This is a genomic window from Pseudonocardia sp. (assembly GCF_025965585.1).
In the GTDB taxonomy this organism is placed as follows: domain Bacteria; phylum Actinomycetota; class Actinomycetes; order Mycobacteriales; family Pseudonocardiaceae; genus Pseudonocardia.
Window position 1 is genome coordinate 1 of the sequence record NZ_JAOPWR010000354.1, and the last position, 20,807, is coordinate 20,807.

Here is a 20,807-nt window from a genome sequence, read left to right on the forward strand (position 1 = left end):
GGCGGTCGAGCACGCGGGTGGCGTTGGGTGCCAGCTGGATGCCCGCGCCGATCTCACCGAACGCGGCGGCCTGCTCCAGCACGCGCACGGTCAGGCCGGCCCGCGCGCTGCACAGCGCGGCGGTCAGTCCGCCGATCCCACCTCCGACGACGAGGACGCCGGTGGTCACGCAGGCACCTTCTCGCCGCGGCAGACGTTGCGGCACTCCCCCACACCGGCGATGCGGGTGGTGAGGACGGCGCCGTCGGTGAGGTAGCGGACCAGCAGGTCGCCGAGGTCGGCGTGGCCGAGGTCGACCGCGGCGTCCTCGTCGATGCGGACGGCCCGGGTGCCCCCGGCCGTGCGGACGGTCGCGAGCCTCACGCGGACACCTCGGTCCGGGCGAGACCCAGCGCCTCGAACACCGGGTCGTCGCCGAACCGGAAGGCGTCGAGCCCGCCGTCGGTCTCGATCGTCACGGGCGCCCAGGACGGCACCGCGAACAGGTCGCCGGTGGCCACCTCGTAGCGCTCGTCGCCGACGGCGACCACGCCGGAGCCGTCGAACACCTGCCACACCGTGGAACCGGCGACGCGCGTGGCCGGCGTCCGCGTTCCGGCGCGCAACCGGTGCATCTCGGTGCGCATCGTCGACAGCGCGTCGCGCGCGGTGGCCGGGTTGGTGAACCGGACGACGGCATGCCCCGGCGCGACGACGCCCGGGTGTCCCTCGGCCTCGAGTTCCAGCTGCGCCGCGAGCGCGGCGTCGGTGTGCTCCCACCGGTAGGCCATCAGCGGCGAGGCCTTCGGCACCGGGGCACCGACCGGGGTCAGCCCGGGGTGGCCCCAGAGCCGCTCGTTGCGCGACGCGGCGGGCGTCTCCCGCGTGGCCAGCTCGTCGGGGCCGAACTCGAAGAAGCCGGCGTCGAGCTGGCGGACCAGCGGGATGTCCAGGCCATCGATCCAGGCCATCGGGTGGTCGGTGGTGTTGTGGTGCTCGTGGAAGTGCATGCCCGGCGTCAGCAACAGGTCGCCGCGGCGCATCGCGACCGCGTCGCCCTCGACGTTGGTCCAGACGCCCTCGCCCTCGACGACGAACCGGAACGCCGTCTGCGTGTGCCGATGCGCGGGGGCCTCCTCGCGCGGGCCCAGGTACTGGATGGCCGCCCAGAGTGTCGGCGTGGCGTACGCGGTGCCCGGCAGGCCCGGGTTGGCCAGCGCGATCGCGCGGCGCTCCCCACCGCGGCCGACGGGCACGAGCTCGCCGCTGCGTTCGGCAAGGGGGTGGAGCGTGGACCAGCGCCACAGCATCGGCACCGCCGACGGCTCCGGCACCTGCGGCATCAGGCCCGCACGCTGCGTCCACAGCGGCGCCATGTGCGCCGCCGCGACATCGGCGTAGAGCTGGTCGAGGTCGCGCTGCTCCTGGTCGGTGACCTGGTCGGACCGGGTCGCGGTCATGGGGTTCCTCCTTGCCGGGCGATGGTCCCCGACGCTACGTCCACGCTCCTGGTCGTGGAACGCACGTGTACCTAGGATTCCCCCGTGCAGAACAAGCCCCAGTACGCGGTGGAGGCCGTGGACAACACGCTGCGGCTGCTGACGCTGCTCTGGCGCGACGGCGCGGTCCGGGTCAGCGACGCCGCCACCGAGCTGGGCGTCGCCCGCTCCACGGCGCACCGGCTGCTGCGGATGCTCGTCTACCGCGGGTTCGCGGTGCAGCGCGACGACCGGTCCTACGTCCCGGGGCCGGCGCTGGCGCGGTCCGTGCCGCGCACCGATCCGGCGTTCCTGCGCAGCTGGCTGCGGCCGGCGATGGAGCAGGTCAACCGCGTCCTCGACGAGACCGTCCACCTCGTCGTCCGCGACCGCGACCACGTGCGGTTCGTCGACAGCATCGAGGCGGCCCAGCCGCTGCGGGTGGGGTCGCGGGCCGGCGTCCGGCTTCCCGCGGAGGTCACCTCCGGCGGCAAGATCCTGCTCGCGCACCTGCCCCCGCCCGCGGTCCGCGCGCTCTACGCCGGCCGCGCCGACATCGATCCCGAGCGGCTGGAGCGGATGCTCGCGCGCACCCGGCGCCAGGGCTACGGGATCAACTCCGACGGGACCGAGCCCGGCATCACCGCCGTGGGCGTCTGCGTGCCCGACCCCGGCGGTGAGCCGTTCGCGGCGGTCAGCGTCTCGGCTCCGACGATGCGGTTCCGCCGGGCCCGGGCCCCCGAGATCGCCGCGGCACTGCACGAGGCCGTCGACGCGGTGGTGGCGGCCTGGGCGGCCCCGACCGGATGGGTCAGGTCCTAGCGGCCCACGGCGTACCCCTGCATGCCGCGCGGGTTGGCCCCCGCGGACAGGACCCCGGTGGCGGGGTCCCGGGCGACCGCGCAGATGCGGCCCTCCGACCAGGGCGCGCCGACCGTGACGTCGTGCCCGCGCCTGCGGAGATCGGTGATCGTCTTCTCGCCGATCCGCGACTCGACGACGAGGCTGCCGGGCGCCGTGCCGCGCGGGTAGAACGAGCTGGGGAAGCTGTCGGTGTGCCAGTTCGGGGCGTCGATGGCGCCCTGCAGGTCGGGCCCGCCGCGCACCTCGTCGCGCAGCGCCACCGCGAGCAGGAAGTGCAGCGTCCACTGGTCCTGCTGGTCGCCGCCCGGCGTGCCGAACGCCAGCACCGGCTCGCCGTCGCGCAGGGCCAGCGACGGGCTGAGCGTGGTGCGCGGACGCTTGCCGGGCGTCAACGAGTTAGGCAGCCCCGGCTCCAGCCAGGCCATCTGAAGGCGGGTGCCGAGCGGGAAGCCCAGCTCGGGCACCACCGGGTTGGACTGCAGCCAGCCGCCGCTCGGGGTCGCCGAGATCATGTTGCCCCAGCGGTCGACGACGTCGACGTGGCACGTGTCGCCGCGGGTGCCGCCGTCGACGGCGACGGTGGGCTCGCCCGCTCCGGCCGTCGCCGGCAACCGATCGGCATGGGCGGCGGGCAGTTGCGGCGCCCGGCCGTCGGGACTTCCGGGCCGCAGCTCGTAGGATGCCGTGCCGCCGACCAGGTCGCGGCGGGCGTTGCTGTATGCGGGCGCGAGCAGCGCGTCGAGGGAGACGTCGCCGAGATCGCCGTACCAGGCCTCGCGGTCGGCCATGGCGAGCTTGGTGCCCTCCACCAGCGTGTGGACGTAGTCGGGGGTGGCGTAGTCCAGGGAGTCGGGCAGCAGGGCGAGCTGCTGGAGGAACACGGGGCCCTGGCTCCACAGCCCGGGCTTCGCCACCGTCCAGCCGTTCCAGGTGAAGGTCGCGGGCTCCTCGTAGGTCGCCTCGAACCCGGCGATGTCGTCGGTGGTGAGGAAGCCGGCGTGCCGCTCTCCGGAGGTGTCCATCGTGGGCCGCGCGGCGAACGCGGCCAGCGCCTCGGCGACGAAGCCCTCGCGCCAGACGCGGCGCGCGGCGTCGATCTCCGCCTCGCGGGACCCTCCCGCCGACTCCGCGATCAGCCGTCGCCAGGTGTCGGCGAGCATGGGATTGCGCAGCAGTGCGCCCGGCGCGGGCGGGCGGCCCCCGTCCAGGTACACGGCGGCCGACGTCGTCCACTCGGTCTCGAAGAGCTCCTGCACCGCGGCGACGGTCCCGCCGATCCGCTCCACTGCCGGGTGCCCGTCGGCGGCGTAGCCGATGGCGTAGCGCAGCACGTCGGCGAGGCGCTTCGTGCCGTGGTCGCGCAGCAGCACCAGCCACGCCTCGACGGCGCCGGGCACCGCGGCGGCCAGCGGCCCGGTGCCGGGCACCAGGTCCAGGCCGAGCCCGGTGTAGGAGTCAACGCTCGCCCCGGACGGCGCCGGGCCCTGCCCGCACAGCACCTGCACGCGGCCGCCCGCGGGCGCCAGGATGATCGGCAGGTCCCCGCCCGGGCCGTTGAGGTGCGGCTCCACCACCTGGAGCACGAACCCGGCGGCGACCGCGGCGTCGAAGGCGTTTCCCCCGTCCTCCAGCACCGCCATCGCCGTGGAGGAGGCGAGCCAATGGGTGGAGGACGCCATGCCGAATGTGCCCTGCAGGGTCGGCCGGGTGGTGAACACGCTGGTCGGTACCTCGTCTCGTGATCGGTTCACGACAGCACACACCGGATTCGGCCTACGTCCAAGACATGTGTGACACCGTCGAGATGGTTCTGCGCTGTCGACGGGCATGACGGGAGCCCGCCTCGTCCCCGTTCTCCCTTTCGTGGCAACGCTTGTAGCGAAGTGATGTCGCTCACTATGATTGCCGCGACTTCGTCGTGGTGGCGATGTTCTGAGGAGTCGGCATGGCCGTTCCCGTTCCGCCCCGGCCGGTGATCGAGCTGACCGACGTCTCCAAGATCTACGGCACCGGGGACACGATGGTCCGCGCCGTCGACGGGGTGGGCCTCGTGGTGCAGCGTGGCGAGTACGTCGCGGTGATGGGCGCGTCCGGGTCGGGCAAGTCGACGCTGATGAACATCATCGGCTGCGTGGACATGCCCACACGGGGGCGCTACCTGCTCGACGGGGTGGACACGCGGCGCCTGGACGAGAAGCGGCAGGCGCTCATCCGCAGCCGCAAGATCGGGTTCGTGTTCCAGTCGTTCAACCTGATCCCGCGCACGACGGCGCTGAGCAATGTGGAGCTCCCGCTGGCCTACGCGGGCATCAAGCCGGGCGAAAGGCGCAGGCGGGCGATGGAGGCGCTCGACCGCGTCGGCCTGTCCGACCGGGCAGGCCACGGCCCCTCGCAGCTCTCGGGCGGGCAGGCGCAGCGCGTGGCGATCGCCCGGGCGATCGTCACCGATCCGGTGCTACTGCTGGCCGACGAGCCGACGGGCGCGCTGGACAGCCACAGCACGGCCGAGGTGCTCGGGCTTTTCGACGCCCTCAACGCGGGGGGGCGGACGGTCGTGATGATCACCCACGAGGCGGAGGTCGCGACGCACGCGCGGCGCACCGTGCGGCTGTGCGACGGCCGGATACAGGCCGACGACCGCACGGGCGTGGCCGGCGCCGTCACGACGGGCTGAGCCGCCCGACCTTTCCGGCATACGGGAAGGCTGTGCAACGCCGGCGGTGACGTGCCGCACGCTGAGCCCATGACGAGCATCCCGCGGGACCAGTGGTACGTGGCGGCGTACGGCCGCGAGATCGGCCGGGAGCTGTTCTCCCGGACCATCTGCGGTGAGTCGATCCTGTTCTGGCGCACGGAGGCCGGGGAGGTCACGGCCATGTCCGACCGGTGCGTGCACCGCCGCTTCCCGCTCTCCCAGGCCCCGACGCGGCTCGTCGGCGACCAGGTGATCTGCGGGTACCACGGCTTCACCTACGGCGCCGACGGCGGCTGCGTCGCCGTCCCCGGGCAGAAGCGCGTGCCCCGCACGGCCCGGCTGCGCTCCTACCCCGTGGTGGAGCAGGACTCCTTCGTCTGGGTCTTCATCGGCGACCCCGACCGCGCGGACGCCACCCGCATCCCGCGCGCGCCGTGGCTCGACTCCCCCGCGTGGACGACGGTGTCGGGCATGGAGCCGCTCGCGGCCCGCTTCGGCCTGCTCGTGGACAACCTGCTGGACCTCTCCCACGAGACCTACCTGCACGGCGGCTACATCGGCACTCCCGAGGTGGCGGGCACGCCGATCACCACCGAGGCCGACGACGCGGCCGGCGTCGTGTACGTCTCCCGGCACATGGACGACGCGGAGTGCCCGCCGTTCTACTCCCGCTCCACGGGGCTGTCCGGGCGGATCAGCCGCTGGCAGGACATCGAGTACACGCCGCCGTGCCTCTACCTGCTGCACAGCCGGATCGCGCCGGTCGGCTCGACACCCCGCCCGGACGGCACCGACCCGGACGCCTTCCACGTCGAGGTCGTCTACGCGATCACGCCGGAGACCGAGAGCTCCACGCACGACTTCTGGGCCGTCGCCCGCGACTTCGCGCTCGACGACCAGGCCGTCTCGGACTTCCTCGCCGAGCAGAACCGCACGGTCGTGCTGCAGGACGTCGAGGCGCTCGACGTGCTGGAGAAGGTCATCGCCACCGAGCCTCCCGGCTACCAGGAGCTGTCGATCAACATCGACACCGGCGGGCTGGCCGCGCGCCGGATGCTCGCGCGGATGGTGGAGCCGGCCGCGGCGACAGTGGGGGCGTGAGCGTGGAGCCGACACGCATGCTCACCGGCCCGGGCGTGCTGCGCGTGGTGTGGCTGCCCGGCAGCGACCGGCTACAGGGCACGTGCCACTGCGGTGCCGAGCACGTCGCCGACGGGCCCGTCGAGGTGTGGGAGTGGCTGCTGGCGCACCCCGTGGGGCACGAGGTGGCCACTCCCGCCACCGAACCCACCACGGAGCCCGAGCTGGTTGGCGCCCGATGACCGCGGCCGCACCGGTGCTCACCGAGACCGAGCTCGATCTGACCGTGCACGCTCGCCACGAAGCCGCCAACGGCGTCGTGGTGCTGGAGCTGCGCGACCCGTCCGGCGCGGAGCTCCCGCTCTGGACGCCCGGCGCCCACGTCGACCTGGTGCCGGCCGCCGATCTCGTGCGCCAGTACTCGCTGTGCGGCGACCCCGCCGACCGGACGACCTGGCGGATCGGCGTCCTGCGCGAGCCGGACGGCCGCGGCGGGTCGGCGTTCGTCCACGACCGGCTGACAGTCGGCGCCGCGGTGCGGGTCCGGGGACCGCGCAACCACTTCGCGCTCGAGGACGCCCCACGCTACGTCTTCGTCGCGGGCGGCATCGGCATCACGCCGATCCTGCCGATGCTGCGCGCCGCCGACGCGGCCGGCGCGGACTGGCGGCTCGTCTACGGCGGGCGGACGGCGGCCTCGATGGCGTTCACCGACGAGCTCCCCGCCGGCCGCGTGGAGCTCCGACCGCAGGACGAGCACGGCCTCCTCGACCTCGACACGGTCCTGGCCGGCGTTGACGGCGGGTGGGACGACACGCTCGTCTACTGCTGCGGACCGGGCCCGTTGCTCGACGCCGTCGAGGCCCGTTGCCCGGCCGACCGGCTGCGCGTCGAGCGGTTCGCGCCGAAGGAGCAGGGCTTGCCGGTGCGCACCGAGGGGTTCGAGGTCGAGCTGGCGCTGTCCGGCCGGACCCTGACCGTGCCGCCGGACCGGTCGGTGCTCGACGTCCTGGAGGCCTCGGGCGTCGAGATCCTGTCGTCGTGCCGCGAGGGCACGTGCGGCACCTGCGAGACGGCGGTGCTCGGCGGTGAGGTCGACCACCGCGACTCCCTCCTGACCGACGACGAGCGCGCCGCGCACGACACGATGTTCGTGTGCGTGTCACGGGCGGCGTGCCCCAGACTCGTGCTGGAGCTGTAGACCGCTCTACCGGCAAGGAGGCGCAGTGGGGCGCGACGACGGGACCGGCACCGGACCGGTGCTCGGCCGTGCCCTGCGCGTGCTCGGCTCGTTCACGCCCGGCCACCCGGCGATGTCGCTGTCGGACCTGGCCCGCCGCGCCGGTCTGCCGGTCTCCACCGTGCACCGGATGGTCGCCGAGCTGATGGCCTGGGGAGCCCTCGAACGCGGCGAGGACGGCTGCTACCGCGTCGGGCTCCGGCTCTGGGAGGTGGCCTCGCTCGCCCCGCGCGGGATGGCGCTGCGCGAGCGCGCGCTGCCGTTCCTGGAGGACCTCTCGCAGGTGACGCGCGAGAACGTGCAGCTCGCCGTGCGGGAGGGCAGCGAGGTGATGTTCGTCGAGCGCATCGCGGGCACCGGCGCGGTGCCGGTGCTCACCCGGGTCGGCGGCCGGTTCGCGCTCACCGCCACCGGCGTGGGGCTGGTGCTCCTGGCCCATGCACCCGCCGAGCTGCAGGAGGACGTGCTCGCCGCGCCCGTCGAGCGCTACACCGATTACACCGTCACCGACCCGAAGGTGCTGCGGGGGATGCTCGCCGACGTGCGGACCAGCGGCTTCTCGATCAGCGACCGGCAGGTCACGGCCGACGCCCTCTCGGTCGCCGCCCCCGTGCACGACGCCCGTGGGCTCGTCGTCGCGGCCGTCTCCCTGGTGGTGCGGCACGGCTCCGTGTCGCCGCACACGCTGGCCCCGCTGGTGCGCACCAGCGCGAGGGCGATCTCACGCGCGCTCGCCGGCCCCTCGTGAGGCGGTCGGACGTGTGGCCGTGCTCCACGAAGGTCCGGTGCGGCAGCCGGGTGGAGACGACGTGCGCGGCCGCGATGCTGCGCGGCCCGAGGTCCACCGCCCTCCGCCTACTCGGCCAGACCGGGCAGGAACGGACCGGCGAGCGCGGCCGACCGCGGTGGCGCCGTCGAGCTCGTCGTCAACCGCGCGGACGACCCGTGACCTGCGACTCGGGATCCCGCGGCACCAGCGAGGGTAGGTTCACGACGATGCCCTCCTGCGTGCTGCGGGAGATCACCACCACCGCCGTCTCGTCCGGGTCGGGATTCTCCTCGCGGTGCGGCACCCACGGCGGCACGAAGACGTGATCGCCGGGGGCGGTGCGGATCCGGACCACGCCCGTGCCGTCGTGGAACACGAACTCGGGCCGGCCGCTGACCACGTAGATCGACGTCTCGGCCTCGCCGTGATGGTGGTCACCGGACGCGGTGGCGGCGGCGACGTGGGTCTCGCCCGTCCAGATCTTCTCGGAGCCGACTGTCGTGCCGCTGATGGCCTCCAGCCGGCGCATGCCGCTGGTCTGGGCGGTGTCGCCGGTCAGCTCGCCGGACCGGATGTGGTGGATGCGGGACCGGTCGGCGGACACCACGAGATCGGGGTGGAAGGTACTCATCGGCCGACCATCTCCTCGACGCGAGCGATCGCAGGCAGGTCGGGCCCGAGGCGCAGGCGTTCCAGGAACAGCACGATCGTCGCGGCCGCGGTGCGGTGGGTCTGATCGTTGAGGGCGTCGTGCCGGCCCCCGGCGATCGTGACGAGCTCGGCCACGGGCAGGTCGCCGTACCAGTCGCGGACGGCGGCGAGCGGGCTGATCGTGTCGTCGGTGCCGTGCAGGCCGAGCACGGGCACCGGCACGTCCTGGGCAACGGCGTGGGCGAACCACTCCCCCGGCAGCCGGTCGGCCAGCGCGCCGCGGCGCAGCGCGTCGTCGCCGCTGAGGCGGGCCCGGTGGGTGGGGCACGCGGTCCGGGCCGCGACCTCGTCCTCCCAGTGCCGGTCTGCCACGGCGGCCGTCGGGAAACCCGCCAGCACCAGCCCGGCCACCTCCACCTCCCCGGACGCCACGAGCCCCGCGGCGACCAGCGCGCCGGCGTCGGAGCCGACGAGCACGTGCGGCCCGGGCCCGTCGAGCGCGGCACGGACCTGCTCGACGGCCTGCTCCTCGTCGACGGTCGGGTCGGGGACGGCGTGCACGCGGTACCCGTCGGCGGAGATCCTGTGGCCGAACCGCTCGTAGACCCCGGCGTGCTCACCACGGCCGGGCACGACGACGAGCGTGCCCCGCGGGGCGACGCCCTCGGGCTCGGTCCAGGAGAGGACGGCCGGCACTGCTCCCGCGATCGTCACGCGAGACCACCTTTCTGGGTCAGGGATTCAGACGAGCTGCGCGCGCAGCTCGGCGCGTTCGGAGCGGCTCATGCCCGCGCCGTCCACGGTGGGGGCGGAGCCGAGCAGCAGCCGCGTGTACGGATGCTCGGGTGCGGTGACGACCTGCTCGGTGGGCCCGGACTCCACGATCCGGCCGCGGTAGAGCACCGCGAGCCGGTCGGTGATGCCGGCGACCGAGCCGAGGTCGTGGGAGATGAAGAGCATGCCGATGCCCTGGTCGTCGCGGAGCCGTCGCAACAGCTCCAGCACCTGGACGCGGTTGCTCGCGTCCAGCGCGCTGACGGGCTCGTCGCACAGCAGCAGGCGGGGGTCGAGCACCATGGCCCGCGCGATCGCCGCGCGCTGACGCTGCCCGCCGGACACCTCCGACGGGCGGCGAACGGCCAGGTCCGGGTCGAGACCCACCAGCGCCAGCGCGCCGGCGACGCGGTCGGCGACGTCGGCGACGCCCCGCACCTCCGGCCCCTCGCCGACCGACCGGCCGAGCGTGAGATCGGGGTCGAGGCTCTGCAGCGGGTCCTGGAACACGTACTGCGCGATGCCGGCCATCCGGAACGCGCGCAGCCGGGCGCCCCGCAGGCCGGTGACGTCGGCCCCGGCCACCTCGATGCGGCCGCGGTCCACGCGGTTGAGCCCGAGGACGGTGCGCGCGAGCGTGGTCTTGCCCGAGCCGGTCTCGCCGATCAGGCCGACGATCTCCCCGGCCCCGACGGTCAGGTCGACGCCGTGCAGGATCTCCGTCCGAGCCCGGCCGCGGCCGAGCGAGACGACGAGATCGCGGACGGTCAGCAGCTCAGACATGCGCACCCCGGAACCGCTCGACGCCGTAGCGGGCGTGGGCATCCACGAGCAGCCGGGTGTAGTCGTGCTGCGGGTCGCGCAGCACGTCGTCGGGACGGCCGCGCTCGACGATCACGCCCTCGCGCATGACCACCACCTCGTCGCACACCTGCGCGACCACGGCGAGGTCGTGGGAGACGAGCACGAGCGCGAGACCCGTGCGCCCCCGCAGGTCGGCGAGCAGGTCGAGCACCTCCGCCTGCACCGTGACGTCGAGGGCGGTGGTCGCCTCATCGGCGATGAGCAGGTCGGGATCGCCAGAGATCGCGATGGCGATGAGGACGCGCTGGAGCATCCCGCCCGACAGCTCGAACGGGTACTGCCGGTGCACTCCGGCCGGGTCGCGCAGACCCATCTGCGCGAACAGCTCGACCGCCCGTTCCCGCGCGGCCCGCCGGCCCAGGCCCGTGCGGACGCGGAGCACCTCGGCGAGCTGGCGGCCCACGGTGATCGACGGGTTGAGGTAGGAGCCGGGGTCCTGGAACACCGCCCCGATCCGGGAGCCGCGCACGGCCGACCAGCCGCTGCGGTCGAGCCCGCCGAGGTCGGTGCCATCGAAGACGATCTCCGTGCCCGGCCCGTTCGCGGTGCCCTGCGGGAGGATGCCGAGGACCGAGCGGCAGGTCAGCGACTTGCCGCTGCCCGACTCCCCCACGATCCCGAGGCTGCCCCCGCGGTCCACCGCGAGGTCGACGCCACGGACCAACAGAACGTCGTCGGCGTGCACGGTCAGGTTCCTGACCTGCAGCAACTTCTCAGACACGGACGGTCCTCCGAGGTCGACGGGTGGGCTGGCCGGTCACGTCGCGCAACACGTCGGCGAGCCCGTTGCAGGCGCCGACGGTCAGCATGATCAGCACGGCGGGCACGAACGGCGCCCACGGCTGCTGGTAGAGGAACTGCAGGTCGGTGGCCAGCACGCCACCCCAGGTGGGCGCGGGCGGCTGGATCCCGATGCCGAGAAACGTCAGCGACGAGACGATCACCAAGCTCGCGCCCAGCAGGCTCGCCGTGCTGATCGCGACGGCCGGCACCACCTTCGGCCACACGTGCCGCCGCAGCACGAACCCCGCGGGTGCCCCCGTCAGCCGCGCCGCCTCGACGAACGGCGCGGACCCCACCGGCAACGCCGCGGCGCGCGTGACCCGGTAGAACGCCGGTGAGAGCAGGATCCCGACCGCGAGCATCGCCTGGTGCAGGCCGTTGCCGAGCAGGGCGCTCATGGCGACGGCGAACACGAGGAACGGCAGCGTCACGAAGGCGTCCATGAGCCGCAGCGTGATCCACTCGAACGTCCGGCCGAGGTAGACCGACAGCAGCCCGGGCACCACCCCGAGCACCAGCCCCACGGCAACGGCCTCGAGCGCGGCCACGAGCGAGAGCGTCGAGCCGGCGAGCAGCCGGCTCAGCGTGTCGCGGCCGAGGTCGTCGGTACCGAGCCAGTGGGTGACCGAGGGCCCCTGCAGCAGCGCGGACGCGTCCTGCGCGAGCGGGTCGTAGGGCGCGAGCAGCGGCCCGAGCACGACGAGCAGCACCATCACGGCCAGCACCGCGATCGAGGCGCGGCCGAGCCGGTGGGCGAGGACGGAACGCAGCACGGCGTCACACCCCCCGCTGCGCGGACGGCCGCAGCCGCACCAGCGCCGCGTTGACGGCCACGTTGAACGCCAGCACGATCACGATCGCGACGACGAGCGTGCCCTGCACCACCGGCACGTCCCCGCGCAGCGCGCCGTCCGCGGCGAAGCGGCCGAAGCCCGGCATCCCGAAGATGCTCTCGGTGACCACCGCGCTGCCGATCAGCATCGGGACGCGCATGCCGAGCACCGTGAACGCCGGCCCGGCGCCGTTGCGCAGCACGTGCACGAACAGGATCCGCCGCGGCGACAGCCCGCGGACGACCGCCCCCACCACGTAGTTCTCGCGGTAGGCCGCGACCACGCCGCCCCGCAGCTGGCGCGCGATGTCAGAGACCGCGTCCAGGCTCAGCGCGACCGACGGCAGGGTGATCAGCGAGAACCACAGGCCCACGTCCTGCGTCGGCGAGACGTAGCCCGCCGAGGGCACCAGCGGGAACAGCACGCAGAACACCACGATCAGCCCGATGCCGACGACGAACGGCGGCAGCGTCGAGATCACCGTGCACACCACCGTGACCGCCCGGTCGAACCAGCTGCCCGCGAACACCGCGGCCAGGATGCCGAGCGCCGCCCCGCCGACCACGCCGATCACCAGCGCCAGTCCGGCCACCGACAGGCTGACCTCCAGGCGCTGCCCGATCTGCTCGGAGACGCTCACGCCGTTGAGCCAGGAGGTGCCGAGGTCGCCGTGCAGGACCCGGCCCAGCCAGTCGACGTACTGCACGACCAGCGGACGGTCCAGCCCGAGCTCGGCGTTCACGCGGGCGACGTCGGCCGGGGTGGCCGCGTCACCGAGTAACCGCCCGGCCGGGCTCAGCCCGCTGACCGCACCGAGCACGAACGTCACGGCTGTGGCGAGCAGGAACACCGGGACGGTCACCGCCAGGGTGCGGCCGAGCCAACGCAGCAGCCCCATCAGGACGACCCGGCCGTCACGCCGTCCCAGCGGAACTGGGACAGGTAGTGCGGCAGCGGCGACACGCGCTTGCTGCGCACCACGATGCGCGGCACGGTGCCCAGCGAGAAGCTCGGTGACATCATCACGCCCGCGGCCACGGCCTTCTGCAGGACGGCGGCGTAGGTCGGGGAGTCGAGCGGGGTCCTGCGCACGGCGTCGAGATCGGCGAGGAAGTCCGGTGTCGCCACCTTGCTGGTGTTCATCAGGCCCGTCGGGCCGTAGACCACGCCGAGGTTCTGCACCGGCGACTCGCGGCCGACCGTGCCGTCGAGCGCGAACTGCGCCTTGCGCCCCAGGTAGACCTCCTGTTGCCACGTCGACGAGCCGGGCGGCACCACCTTGATCGTCGCGGCGACCCCCACGGCCTGGAGCTGCTGCTGCACCAGCTCGGCCGTGCTCTGGGCGACGGCGTTGACCGTGATCGTCAGATTCAGCGAGCCCGGCGCCACGCCGGTCGCCGCGAGCATGGCCTTGGCCTTGGCGGGGTCGTAGGCGAACACGCCGTCGAGCGCCGGGTCGTAGGCGACGTAGCCCTTCGGGAAGGGCTGGTAGGCCACGTCGCCGACACCGCCGTTGGTGACGTCGATGATCGCCTTGCGGTCGATCGCGAACTTCAGCGCGTCTACGACCTTGCGGTCGGTCAGCGGGGCCAGGCCGCTGTGCACGTCCACCTGGTCGACGGTCATGGAGTCGATCACGTCGACGTCCAGCCCCGCGGCCCTGGCCTGGGCGACCTGGTCGCCGGTGATGGTGGCGACGTCGAGCGCGCCGGTCTGCACCGCCGCGATCACCGACGACGGGTCGGTGCCGGTGGAGAGCTCCAGGCGGTCGATCTTGATGTCCTTGGCGTCCCAGTAGCCGGGGTTCTTCACCAGCACGGCCTTGGACTCGGGCACGAAGCTCTCGAACCGGAACGGGCCCGCGCCCACAGGGTTCGTGGGGATCGCGGCGGCGTCCTTGGTGAACGCTGCGGGGCTGACGATCTCGCCGGTCTTGCCCGCGAGCAGGTTCGGCACCTGGTAGTCGGGTGCCGCGAGGTTCAGCGTCACGTCGAGGTCGCCGGACGTGGTGATGTCCTTGATCGTCGCGAGCTGGTCCTTGAGCAGGGAGTTCTGCTGCGTCTTGCCGCGCAGGAGGCTCTGCTTCACCGCGGCGGCGTTCAGCGGCGTGCCGTCGGTGAAGGTCAGGCCGGGGCGCAGCGTGAACGTGACGGCGGTGCCGTCGGCGTTGTACCTCCAGGACTCCGCGAGGCCGGGGCCGGCGTCGCCCTTCTCGTCGAGCTGGGTCAGCGAGGCGTAGACCAGGCTGATCGTGTTGATGTCGTTGCCGGTGCTCGACGTGACCGGGTCCCAGGAGGTGGGGAGGTTGAAGCCCCACTTGACGGTTCCGGGAGCCGATGCCCCGCCGGTCCCGCCGCAGCCGGCCAGGACGAGTGCGGTGGCGACGGCGAGAGCGGTCGATCTGATCAGCGTTCGGGGGCGGGACATCGCGACGGGTCCTCCGGGGACTCTTCGAGGTGGGTCAGTGGGCGGGAGCGGGGACGCGCCCGGGAACACCGGCCTGCGCGGCCTGCTCGCGGGCGACGGTGTGGGTGTTGCGCGGGATCGGCAGGCCGAGGTTGCCGCGCAGGGTGGTGGCCTCGTACCCGCCGCGGACGACGCCGCGCTCGCGCAGGATCGGCAGCACCTCGTCGGTGAACCGGGCGAACACGCTCGGCACGGTGACGTGCACATTCAGGCCGTCGAGGGCGCGGCCGCGGAACCACTCCTCGATCCGCGCGGCGACCGTCGCCGGCGAGCCGGTGAACGGCGCCGGGTTCGACGCCGTGAAGTGCTCGACGGTCTGCCGCAGCGTCAGGTTCCGCTCCTTCGCCACGGCCTTGATGCGCTCGGCCTGGGTGCGGAAGCTGTCCTTGCCCAGGTCCCCGAGCTCGGGGAACGGGGCGTCGAGGTCGTACGCGCTGAAGTCGTGCCAGCCGAACGGCCGGCCGAACTGGGCGAGGGTCTTGGCGAAGTCCTTGCCCAGCCGGATGCTCCGCTCCAGTTCGCGGGCCTCCTCGTCGGTGTCGGCGAGGATCGGCGTGACGCCCGGCATGACCACGACGCGCTCCGGGTCGCGCCCCTTCGCCGCCGCCCGGTGCTTGATGTCCTGGTAGAACGCCTGGCCCGCCTCGAGGGTCGGGGCGTGTGTGAAGATCCCCTCGCCGATCTCGGCGCCCAGGTCGCGGCCCTCGTCGGAGTCGCCGGCCTGGAAGATCACCGGCTGTCCCTGGGGCGAGCGCGAGATGTTGAGCGGGCCGCGCACCTGGAAGTGCTCGCCGACGTGGTCGAGCCGGTGCTGCTTCGACGGGTCGACGAACCGGCCGGTCGTCTCGTCGCGGGGGAAGGCGTCGTCCTCGTAGGAGTTCCACAGGCCCTGGCAGACGCGCACCGACTCCAGGGCGCGGCCGTAGCGGGTGGCGTAGTCGTAGTGCTCGTCGCGGCTGTAGTTGGCCGCGGTGCCACCGTCGCCGGTGGCCACGACGTTCCAGCCGGCGCGGCCACCACTGATGAGGTCCAGCGACGCGAGCCGCCGGGCCAGGTTGAACGGCGTGTTGTACGAGGTGGTGAGCGTTCCCACCAGCCCGATGTGCGACGTCGACACCGCGACGGCCGACAGCAGCGTCAACGGTTCGAGCCGGTTGAGGTAGTGGGGCGGCGAGTCCGGGGTGATGAACTGGCTGTCCACGATGAACACCAGGTCGAACAGCGCGGCCTCGGCCTGCCTGGCGCGCTCGATGTACCAGCGGATGTCGATGCTGGCGTCGCCCGGGATCTCGGGGTGCTTCCAGCTGTCGTGGTCGCCGGGTCCGCCCACGCCCATCAGGACGGCGCCGAGCTTCAACTGCCGGACCATCGGGTCCACCTTTCGGGAGGGGTCTCCACGCGCACGTCGACGGATCCGGGCGCGGCGCAGCGGCCGGCGCGGATCAGTGCGCGTCAGAACAGGGAGAGAAGGGCCTCAGAGCGCCCGGTGGAGCGGGTGATCAGGCCGAGGGCCGACCCGTCGAGACTCGACAGAGCGCCGTCGACGTCCGACCGAGGTCGACGGCCCGGCGACGGGTCAGCAGGAGCGACCGAGGGGCGACGGCGAGACGAGCAGCGCGACGCTGCTCGGGGCACGAGGGTGCCGGGCCGGTTGCCATGACCCGATCGTGTCATGCGGTTCCGCGGCCGTCCAAGTACGAGTTCCGATCACGTTCGATAGAGGATCCCGATCGATGTGTGCTTGGCTGGTGGCATGAGCAAGGTGCTGGACGTCATCGCGCTGCGCAGCTTCGTGGCGGTGGCCGACTGCGGCGGCTTCCACCGCGCGGCCACCGCCCTGCACCTGAGCCAGCCGACGATCAGCCACCATGTCCGTCGCCTCGAGGAGGTGTGCGGCCAGCCGCTCATGCAGCGCGAGGGCCGGTACTCGCGGGTCACGCCGGCCGGTGAGGTTCTGCTCGCCGAGGCCCGGCGCATCCTCGCCATCCACGACGAGACGCTGCGCAAGCTCGGCGCCGACAGCGCGGGCGACCTCCTCGTCGGCTCCACCGAGCACGCCGCCGACCAGCTCCTTCCCGAGCTCGCGGCCGCGCTGCAGGGCTCGCTGGGCGTCGACCGCGTACGGTTCAGGCTCGACCGCGGCGCCGCCCTGCGCGACGCGCTCGGGAAGGGCCAGGTCGACGTCGCCCTGCTGCTCGGCCGGGCCGAGGACGGGCGCTCCGTCGACGCAGGCCCGCTGGCGGTGCACTGGTACTCCGCACCCGGATGGTCCCCGCCCGCCGGCGGCGAGCTGCCCCTCGTCGCGTTCGACGAGCCGTGCGCGCTGCGCCGCCGGGCCCTGGAGACGCTCGCCCTGCACGAGATGCCGGCCGCCGTGGTGTGCGACGCCGCCTACCTCGCCGGGGTGCTCGCGGCAGCGCGCGCGGGCCTCGGAGTGGCCCTGCTCGCCACCGTGGGACGCACGCCGGAGGGGCTGGTGCGTCGCACCGACCTGCCCGAGGTGCCGCCCATCCCGCTCTCGGTGACGTCTCGGCGCGGGCTGCGCCCCGCGCTCGCCGAGGGGGCGGCGACGGCCGTGCGGCGGGTGCTCGAGGCCCCGTCCGCGGTGCCGGCCTGACCCGACGTCAGGAGAGCTCGACGAGCCCGGCCCCTACACGCCGTGCGTCTGCCAGGCCGCGGGTCGCCTGCTGAGCAGGGTCGCCCCCAGCGCCACCACCGCCAGCAGGAGCGCGGCCAGAACCAGTGCGGGCGCGACCCCCGTCTGCAGCACGAGGACGGCACCGACGGCGGCCCCGGCGAACATCGCAACCACCGCCAGCACCCGGCGCGCGATCGTGCCCCGCGGGCTGGTGCGGATCTCGGCCGCGATGCCGGTGAGCGTCATCGTCAGCACCGTCGTCGTCAGGTCGGGGACGGCGAGCTTGCGGGCCATGGTGTTCTGCATCCCCATGGCGAGCGCGAGCAGCGCCGCCACGGCCACGGCGGCCGCCGACCCGGGAACGACGTGTACGACCGCCGCCACCACCAGCGCGACGGCGACCAGCAGCAGCTCCACGGCCGTCGTGTTGCGCAGCAGCCGGCCCCGGTGGCGGCCGAACCACCCGACGAACCGCCCGCCCGCGTACGCGCCGGCGAGGAAGCCCACCAGCGCGGCTGCCGACGCCACGAAGGAGAACCCCGCCGCTCCCACGACCGCGAACCCGAGGAAGACGACGTTGCCGGTCATGTTGGCGACGAAGACCCGGCCGAGCGCGAGGATGCTGACAGCGTCCACCACGCCCGTCTCAACGGTGAGCAGGAGCAGCAGCGCGGGCAGCGGCCCGTGGGCCGGATCCTGGTCGGTCATCGCGCGAGTGTCGCGCAGGGCGCCGCCCCCCACCAGACGGCCCCGCGGACGGGGCGCGCGCCGGACGCCCCCCGACGGTGTGGATCGGGCGCGCCGCCTGCCCGATCCGCTCGCCGGGCTGGTGGGGCGACCGAGATCAGGGGTGTGACCTGCGCAGCTCGGCCTTGCGGATCTTGCCGGTGGCGGTGCGCGGCAGCGCCTCGACGAAGCGCACGTGGCGCGGGATCTTGAACCCGGCCAGCCGACTGCGCAGCTCCCCGAGCAGGACGTCGGCGTTCGCCTCACCGACGACGACGAGGACGGCCATGCCGACCTCGCCCCACTTCTCGTCGGGGACGCCGATCACCGCGGCCTCGACCACGCCGGGCAGCTCCATCAGCGCGGCCTCCACCTCGGCGGGGTACACGTTCTCCCCACCCGAGATGATCATGTCCTTGAAACGGTCGCGGATGTAGAGATAGCCGTCCTCGTCGACGCTCGCGGCGTCCCCGGAGTGGAACCAGCCGTCGCGCAGCACCTCGGCGGTGGCCTCGGGCTGCCCCCAGTAGCCGGACATGATGTTGGGCCCGGACAGGACGACCTCGCCCACCTGCCCCGGCTCGACGTCGCGGCCCGCCTCGTCCCACACGCGGACGTCGGTGAAGAAGGCCTGCCTGCCGGCAGAGCCGATGTGCTTCGCGGCCTCGTCCCCGTCGAGCGACGTGCCCGAGGGCGCCGCCTCCGTCATGCCGTAGACCTGCTGGATCGTGACGCCCCGGTCGTGCCACGGCGTGATCGACGACGGCGGCAGCGGCGCCCCGCCCACGCCGACCGTGCGCAGCGCGCTCAGATCGCGGCGGGTGAACCCCGGGTCGCGGGCCAGCATCTCGATGATCGCGGGCACCGCGAAGAACGAGTTGACGCCGTGCCGTTCCACCAGTTCCAGCACGCGCGGCGCGTCGAAGCTCCGCACGATCAGCACGGTGCCGCCGCGCATCAGCGTGGGTGTCACGGTGCCGTTGAGGCCGCCGATGTGGAACAGCGGCGCCACGGCGAGCGTCACCTCCGCCGGCGCGAAGTCCAGCCCGATGAGCTGGTTGACGCAGTTGAAGGTGATGTTGCCGTGGGTGAGCACGGCACCCTTGGGCCTGCCGGTGGTCCCCGACGTGTACATGATCATGCAGGGGTCGTCGAGGCCGACCGGGACGTCGCGGTGCACGGGCTCCGCGGCGGCCAGCAGGTCCTCGTAGTGCAGCGATCCGGCCCCGCCGTCGAGGGGCGGCTCGGCGGCGACCCACGGGATCCCGTCCGCCAGTGCGTCGGCGTGCCCGCCGTGCTCGCGGCCGTGCACCACCACCGACGGAGCGCTGTCGCCCAGCACGTACGCGACCTCGGGCGGGGTCAGCCGCGCGTTGACCGGCACCCAGATCGCCCCGAGCGCGCCGCACGCGAACAGCGTCTCCAGCGACGACGGGTGGTTGGTGCCGAGGTAGACGACCCGGTCGCCGCGCCGCAGGCCCAGGCCGTGCAGGGCGTCGGCGCAGCGGCGGACACGGTCGGCCAGCGTCGCGTAGCTGGTGGTCGTGTCCTCGAAGAGGATCGCGGGCCGGTCGGGCGACATCCGCAGCCGCCGCTCCGGCCAGGATCCGAGACCCTGGTTGCGCACGGGGGCCTCAGCGCTTGTAGGTGTCGAGACCGGGGCGGATCGTCTTCTCGTCGAGGAACTGGTGCATGCCCTCGAGGCGACCCTTCTCGTGGTCGAGGAACTGCGACTGGTCGAGCTTGGCGTAGAGGTAGTCCTCGGCCTGCTCCCACGGCATGAGCCGCGACTTGCGGAAGCCGATCTTCGCGGCGCGCAGCACCACCGGGTTCTTGGCCTTGAGCACGTCGGCGAGATCGGTGACGGTCTTCCTCAGCTCCGAGCGTGGCACCGCGGAGTTCACCAGGCGCATCTCGGCCGCCTTGCGGCCGTCGAACGTCTCGCCGGTCATGATGTAGTGCAGCGCGTCGCGGGTGGAGATCGTCTCGGCGAGCGCGCGGCTCACGACGCTGCCCGGCGGGATGCCCCAGTTGATCTCGGACAGGCCGAAGACCGCGTCCTCGGCGGCGATGGCCAGGTCGCAGCCCACGAGCGGGGTGAACGCGCCACCGAAGCACCAGCCGTTGACCATCGCGATGGTGGGCTTGGAGTAGTTGGCGAGGTGCTTCCACTGCCACTCCGCGGCCACCCGACGCACGCGGACCTGCACCGAGGGGTGGGCGTCGTCGACGTCGCGGAAGTACTCCTTGAGGTCCATGCCCGCGGAGAACGCCTCGCCGACACCGGTGAGCACCACCACCTGTGCGTCGTCGTCGGCCTCGAGGCGCTCCAGCGCGTCGGCCATGTCCTCGTTGAGGGCCGGGCTCATCGCGTTGCGCTTCTCGGGGCGGTTGAGCGCCACCCAGGCGATGCCGTCGGCGATCTCGATGTGCACGTTGTCGTACTGGTGCTCGGCCACGTCGCCTCCGGTATCAAGTCGGTTGATACCGGGGAACATAGCAAGTAGCTTGCGATACATTCAAGGCATGGCCGCCGACGGACCGCCCGCCCGCATCACCTACCTCGCCCGTCAGGTGGAGCGCGGCGCGCGCTCCCTGCTCGACGACACGCTGCGCGAGTTCGGCCTGACCACGCCGCAGTACACGACGATGAGCGTGCTGGCGCGACGCGGCAGTCTGTCGTCGGCGCAGCTCGCGCGGCGCGCTTTCGTCACGCCGCAGGCGATGAACCAGATCGTGGCCCAGCTGGAGGCCGAGTCGCTGATCGCGCGTACCGCCGACCCGGAGAACGGCCGCATCCTGCGTGCCGACCTCACCGCCGCGGGGATCGAGCGGCTCGGCGCCTGCGACGAGGCGGTCGACCGGATCGAGGACGCAATGCTCGACGCGCTCACCGGCGAGCAGGTGGACCACCTGCGCGACGGGCTGCTCGCCTGCGCGCAGGCCCTGGCCGGGCTCACCCGCGTG

General features: G+C 73.2%; 23 protein-coding genes. 8 read left to right on the top strand and 15 right to left on the bottom strand.

The features are described from left to right. From JWR81_RS21615 to JWR81_RS21625, 3 genes are all read right to left on the bottom strand, one after another. Positions 1–169: FAD-binding protein (locus JWR81_RS21615; protein ID WP_297656022.1), on the bottom strand; the 169-nt coding region annotated here is incomplete at its 3' end. After that, positions 166–363, bottom strand: a complete 198-nt coding sequence (locus JWR81_RS21620; protein WP_297655948.1) for a hypothetical protein — start codon at positions 361–363, stop codon at positions 166–168. The genes JWR81_RS21620 and JWR81_RS21615, both read right to left, overlap by 4 nt. Beyond that, positions 360–1,439, bottom strand: a complete 1,080-nt coding sequence (locus JWR81_RS21625; protein ID WP_297655952.1) for a cupin domain-containing protein — start codon at positions 1,437–1,439, stop codon at positions 360–362. The genes JWR81_RS21620 and JWR81_RS21625 overlap by 4 nt, the downstream gene beginning before the upstream one ends. Positions 1,440–1,523: 84 nt before the next feature. On the opposite strand from JWR81_RS21625, the gene JWR81_RS21630 reads away from it, so the two are divergent. Continuing rightward, positions 1,524–2,279: an IclR family transcriptional regulator gene (locus JWR81_RS21630; protein WP_297655955.1), complete on the top strand. Its 756-nt coding sequence runs from the start codon at positions 1,524–1,526 to the stop codon at positions 2,277–2,279. On the opposite strand, the gene JWR81_RS21635 is transcribed toward JWR81_RS21630, so the two are convergent. Continuing rightward, on the bottom strand, positions 2,276–4,039 hold the full coding sequence (locus JWR81_RS21635) for a gamma-glutamyltransferase family protein (protein WP_297655958.1): 1,764 nt from the start codon (positions 4,037–4,039) through the stop codon (positions 2,276–2,278). The two genes, JWR81_RS21630 and JWR81_RS21635, sit on opposite strands and share 4 nt — an antisense overlap. A 227-nt stretch (positions 4,040–4,266) precedes the next feature. Between JWR81_RS21635 and JWR81_RS21640 the strand changes: the two genes are divergently transcribed. From JWR81_RS21640 to JWR81_RS21660, 5 genes are all read left to right on the top strand, one after another. After that, the gene (locus JWR81_RS21640; RefSeq protein WP_297655961.1) at positions 4,267–4,995 is read left to right on the top strand and encodes an ABC transporter ATP-binding protein; all 729 of its coding nucleotides are present in this window, start codon (positions 4,267–4,269) and stop codon (positions 4,993–4,995) included. 69 nt (positions 4,996–5,064) lie between these two features. Continuing rightward, positions 5,065–6,117, top strand: coding sequence for an aromatic ring-hydroxylating dioxygenase subunit alpha (locus JWR81_RS21645; RefSeq protein ID WP_297655964.1), 1,053 nt, complete (start codon positions 5,065–5,067; stop codon positions 6,115–6,117). Next, entirely contained in the window at positions 6,114–6,338 is a 225-nt protein-coding gene (locus JWR81_RS21650; RefSeq protein ID WP_297655967.1) for a hypothetical protein, read from the top strand. Before JWR81_RS21645 ends, JWR81_RS21650 begins: the two co-directional genes overlap by 4 nt. Further along, entirely contained in the window at positions 6,335–7,297 is a 963-nt protein-coding gene (locus tag JWR81_RS21655; protein ID WP_297655970.1) for a PDR/VanB family oxidoreductase, read from the top strand. Before JWR81_RS21650 ends, JWR81_RS21655 begins: the two co-directional genes overlap by 4 nt. A 25-nt stretch (positions 7,298–7,322) precedes the next feature. Beyond that, positions 7,323–8,084, top strand: a complete 762-nt coding sequence (locus tag JWR81_RS21660; RefSeq protein WP_297655973.1) for an IclR family transcriptional regulator — start codon at positions 7,323–7,325, stop codon at positions 8,082–8,084. A 178-nt stretch (positions 8,085–8,262) separates the two neighbouring features. Here the strand turns inward: JWR81_RS21660 and JWR81_RS21665 are convergent, their stop codons facing one another. The 8 genes from JWR81_RS21665 to JWR81_RS21700 are packed head-to-tail and all read right to left on the bottom strand — an operon-like array spanning position 8,263 to position 15,845. Next, complete coding sequence (locus JWR81_RS21665) at positions 8,263–8,736, bottom strand: cupin domain-containing protein (protein ID WP_297655976.1); 474 nt, start codon at positions 8,734–8,736, stop codon at positions 8,263–8,265. Then, positions 8,733–9,470, bottom strand: coding sequence for a lysophospholipase (locus tag JWR81_RS21670; RefSeq protein WP_297655979.1), 738 nt, complete (start codon positions 9,468–9,470; stop codon positions 8,733–8,735). The genes JWR81_RS21665 and JWR81_RS21670 overlap by 4 nt, the downstream gene beginning before the upstream one ends. 27 nt (positions 9,471–9,497) lie before the next feature. Continuing rightward, positions 9,498–10,313, bottom strand: coding sequence for an ABC transporter ATP-binding protein (locus JWR81_RS21675; protein ID WP_297655982.1), 816 nt, complete (start codon positions 10,311–10,313; stop codon positions 9,498–9,500). After that, the gene (locus tag JWR81_RS21680) at positions 10,306–11,115 is read right to left on the bottom strand and encodes an ABC transporter ATP-binding protein (protein WP_297655985.1); all 810 of its coding nucleotides are present in this window, start codon (positions 11,113–11,115) and stop codon (positions 10,306–10,308) included. The genes JWR81_RS21675 and JWR81_RS21680 overlap by 8 nt, the downstream gene beginning before the upstream one ends. Next, positions 11,108–11,950: an ABC transporter permease gene (locus tag JWR81_RS21685; protein WP_297655988.1), complete on the bottom strand. Its 843-nt coding sequence runs from the start codon at positions 11,948–11,950 to the stop codon at positions 11,108–11,110. The genes JWR81_RS21680 and JWR81_RS21685 overlap by 8 nt, the downstream gene beginning before the upstream one ends. Positions 11,951–11,954: 4 nt before the next feature. Continuing rightward, positions 11,955–12,908: an ABC transporter permease gene (locus JWR81_RS21690; protein ID WP_297655991.1), complete on the bottom strand. Its 954-nt coding sequence runs from the start codon at positions 12,906–12,908 to the stop codon at positions 11,955–11,957. Beyond that, positions 12,908–14,437, bottom strand: a complete 1,530-nt coding sequence (locus tag JWR81_RS21695; RefSeq protein ID WP_297655993.1) for an ABC transporter substrate-binding protein — start codon at positions 14,435–14,437, stop codon at positions 12,908–12,910. The genes JWR81_RS21690 and JWR81_RS21695 overlap by 1 nt, the downstream gene beginning before the upstream one ends. A gap of 34 nt (positions 14,438–14,471) precedes the next feature. After that, complete coding sequence (locus tag JWR81_RS21700) at positions 14,472–15,845, bottom strand: LLM class flavin-dependent oxidoreductase (protein ID WP_297655996.1); 1,374 nt, start codon at positions 15,843–15,845, stop codon at positions 14,472–14,474. Positions 15,846–16,229: 384 nt separating this feature from the next. On the opposite strand from JWR81_RS21700, the gene JWR81_RS21705 reads away from it, so the two are divergent. Beyond that, positions 16,230–17,093, top strand: a complete 864-nt coding sequence (locus tag JWR81_RS21705; protein ID WP_297655999.1) for a LysR family transcriptional regulator — start codon at positions 16,230–16,232, stop codon at positions 17,091–17,093. 33 nt (positions 17,094–17,126) lie between these two features. Here the strand turns inward: JWR81_RS21705 and JWR81_RS21710 are convergent, their stop codons facing one another. The 3 genes from JWR81_RS21710 to JWR81_RS21720 form a co-directional block, all read right to left on the bottom strand. Further along, entirely contained in the window at positions 17,127–17,822 is a 696-nt protein-coding gene (locus JWR81_RS21710) for a YoaK family protein (RefSeq protein ID WP_297656002.1), read from the bottom strand. 136 nt (positions 17,823–17,958) lie between these two features. Further along, complete coding sequence (locus JWR81_RS21715; protein WP_297656013.1) at positions 17,959–19,467, bottom strand: long-chain fatty acid--CoA ligase; 1,509 nt, start codon at positions 19,465–19,467, stop codon at positions 17,959–17,961. 7 nt (positions 19,468–19,474) lie between these two features. Continuing rightward, complete coding sequence (locus JWR81_RS21720) at positions 19,475–20,299, bottom strand: p-hydroxycinnamoyl CoA hydratase/lyase (protein ID WP_297656016.1); 825 nt, start codon at positions 20,297–20,299, stop codon at positions 19,475–19,477. A gap of 67 nt (positions 20,300–20,366) precedes the next feature. On the opposite strand from JWR81_RS21720, the gene JWR81_RS21725 reads away from it, so the two are divergent. Beyond that, positions 20,367–20,807, top strand: a 441-nt coding sequence (locus tag JWR81_RS21725; protein WP_297656019.1) for a MarR family winged helix-turn-helix transcriptional regulator, incomplete at its 3' end; no start/stop codon positions are given.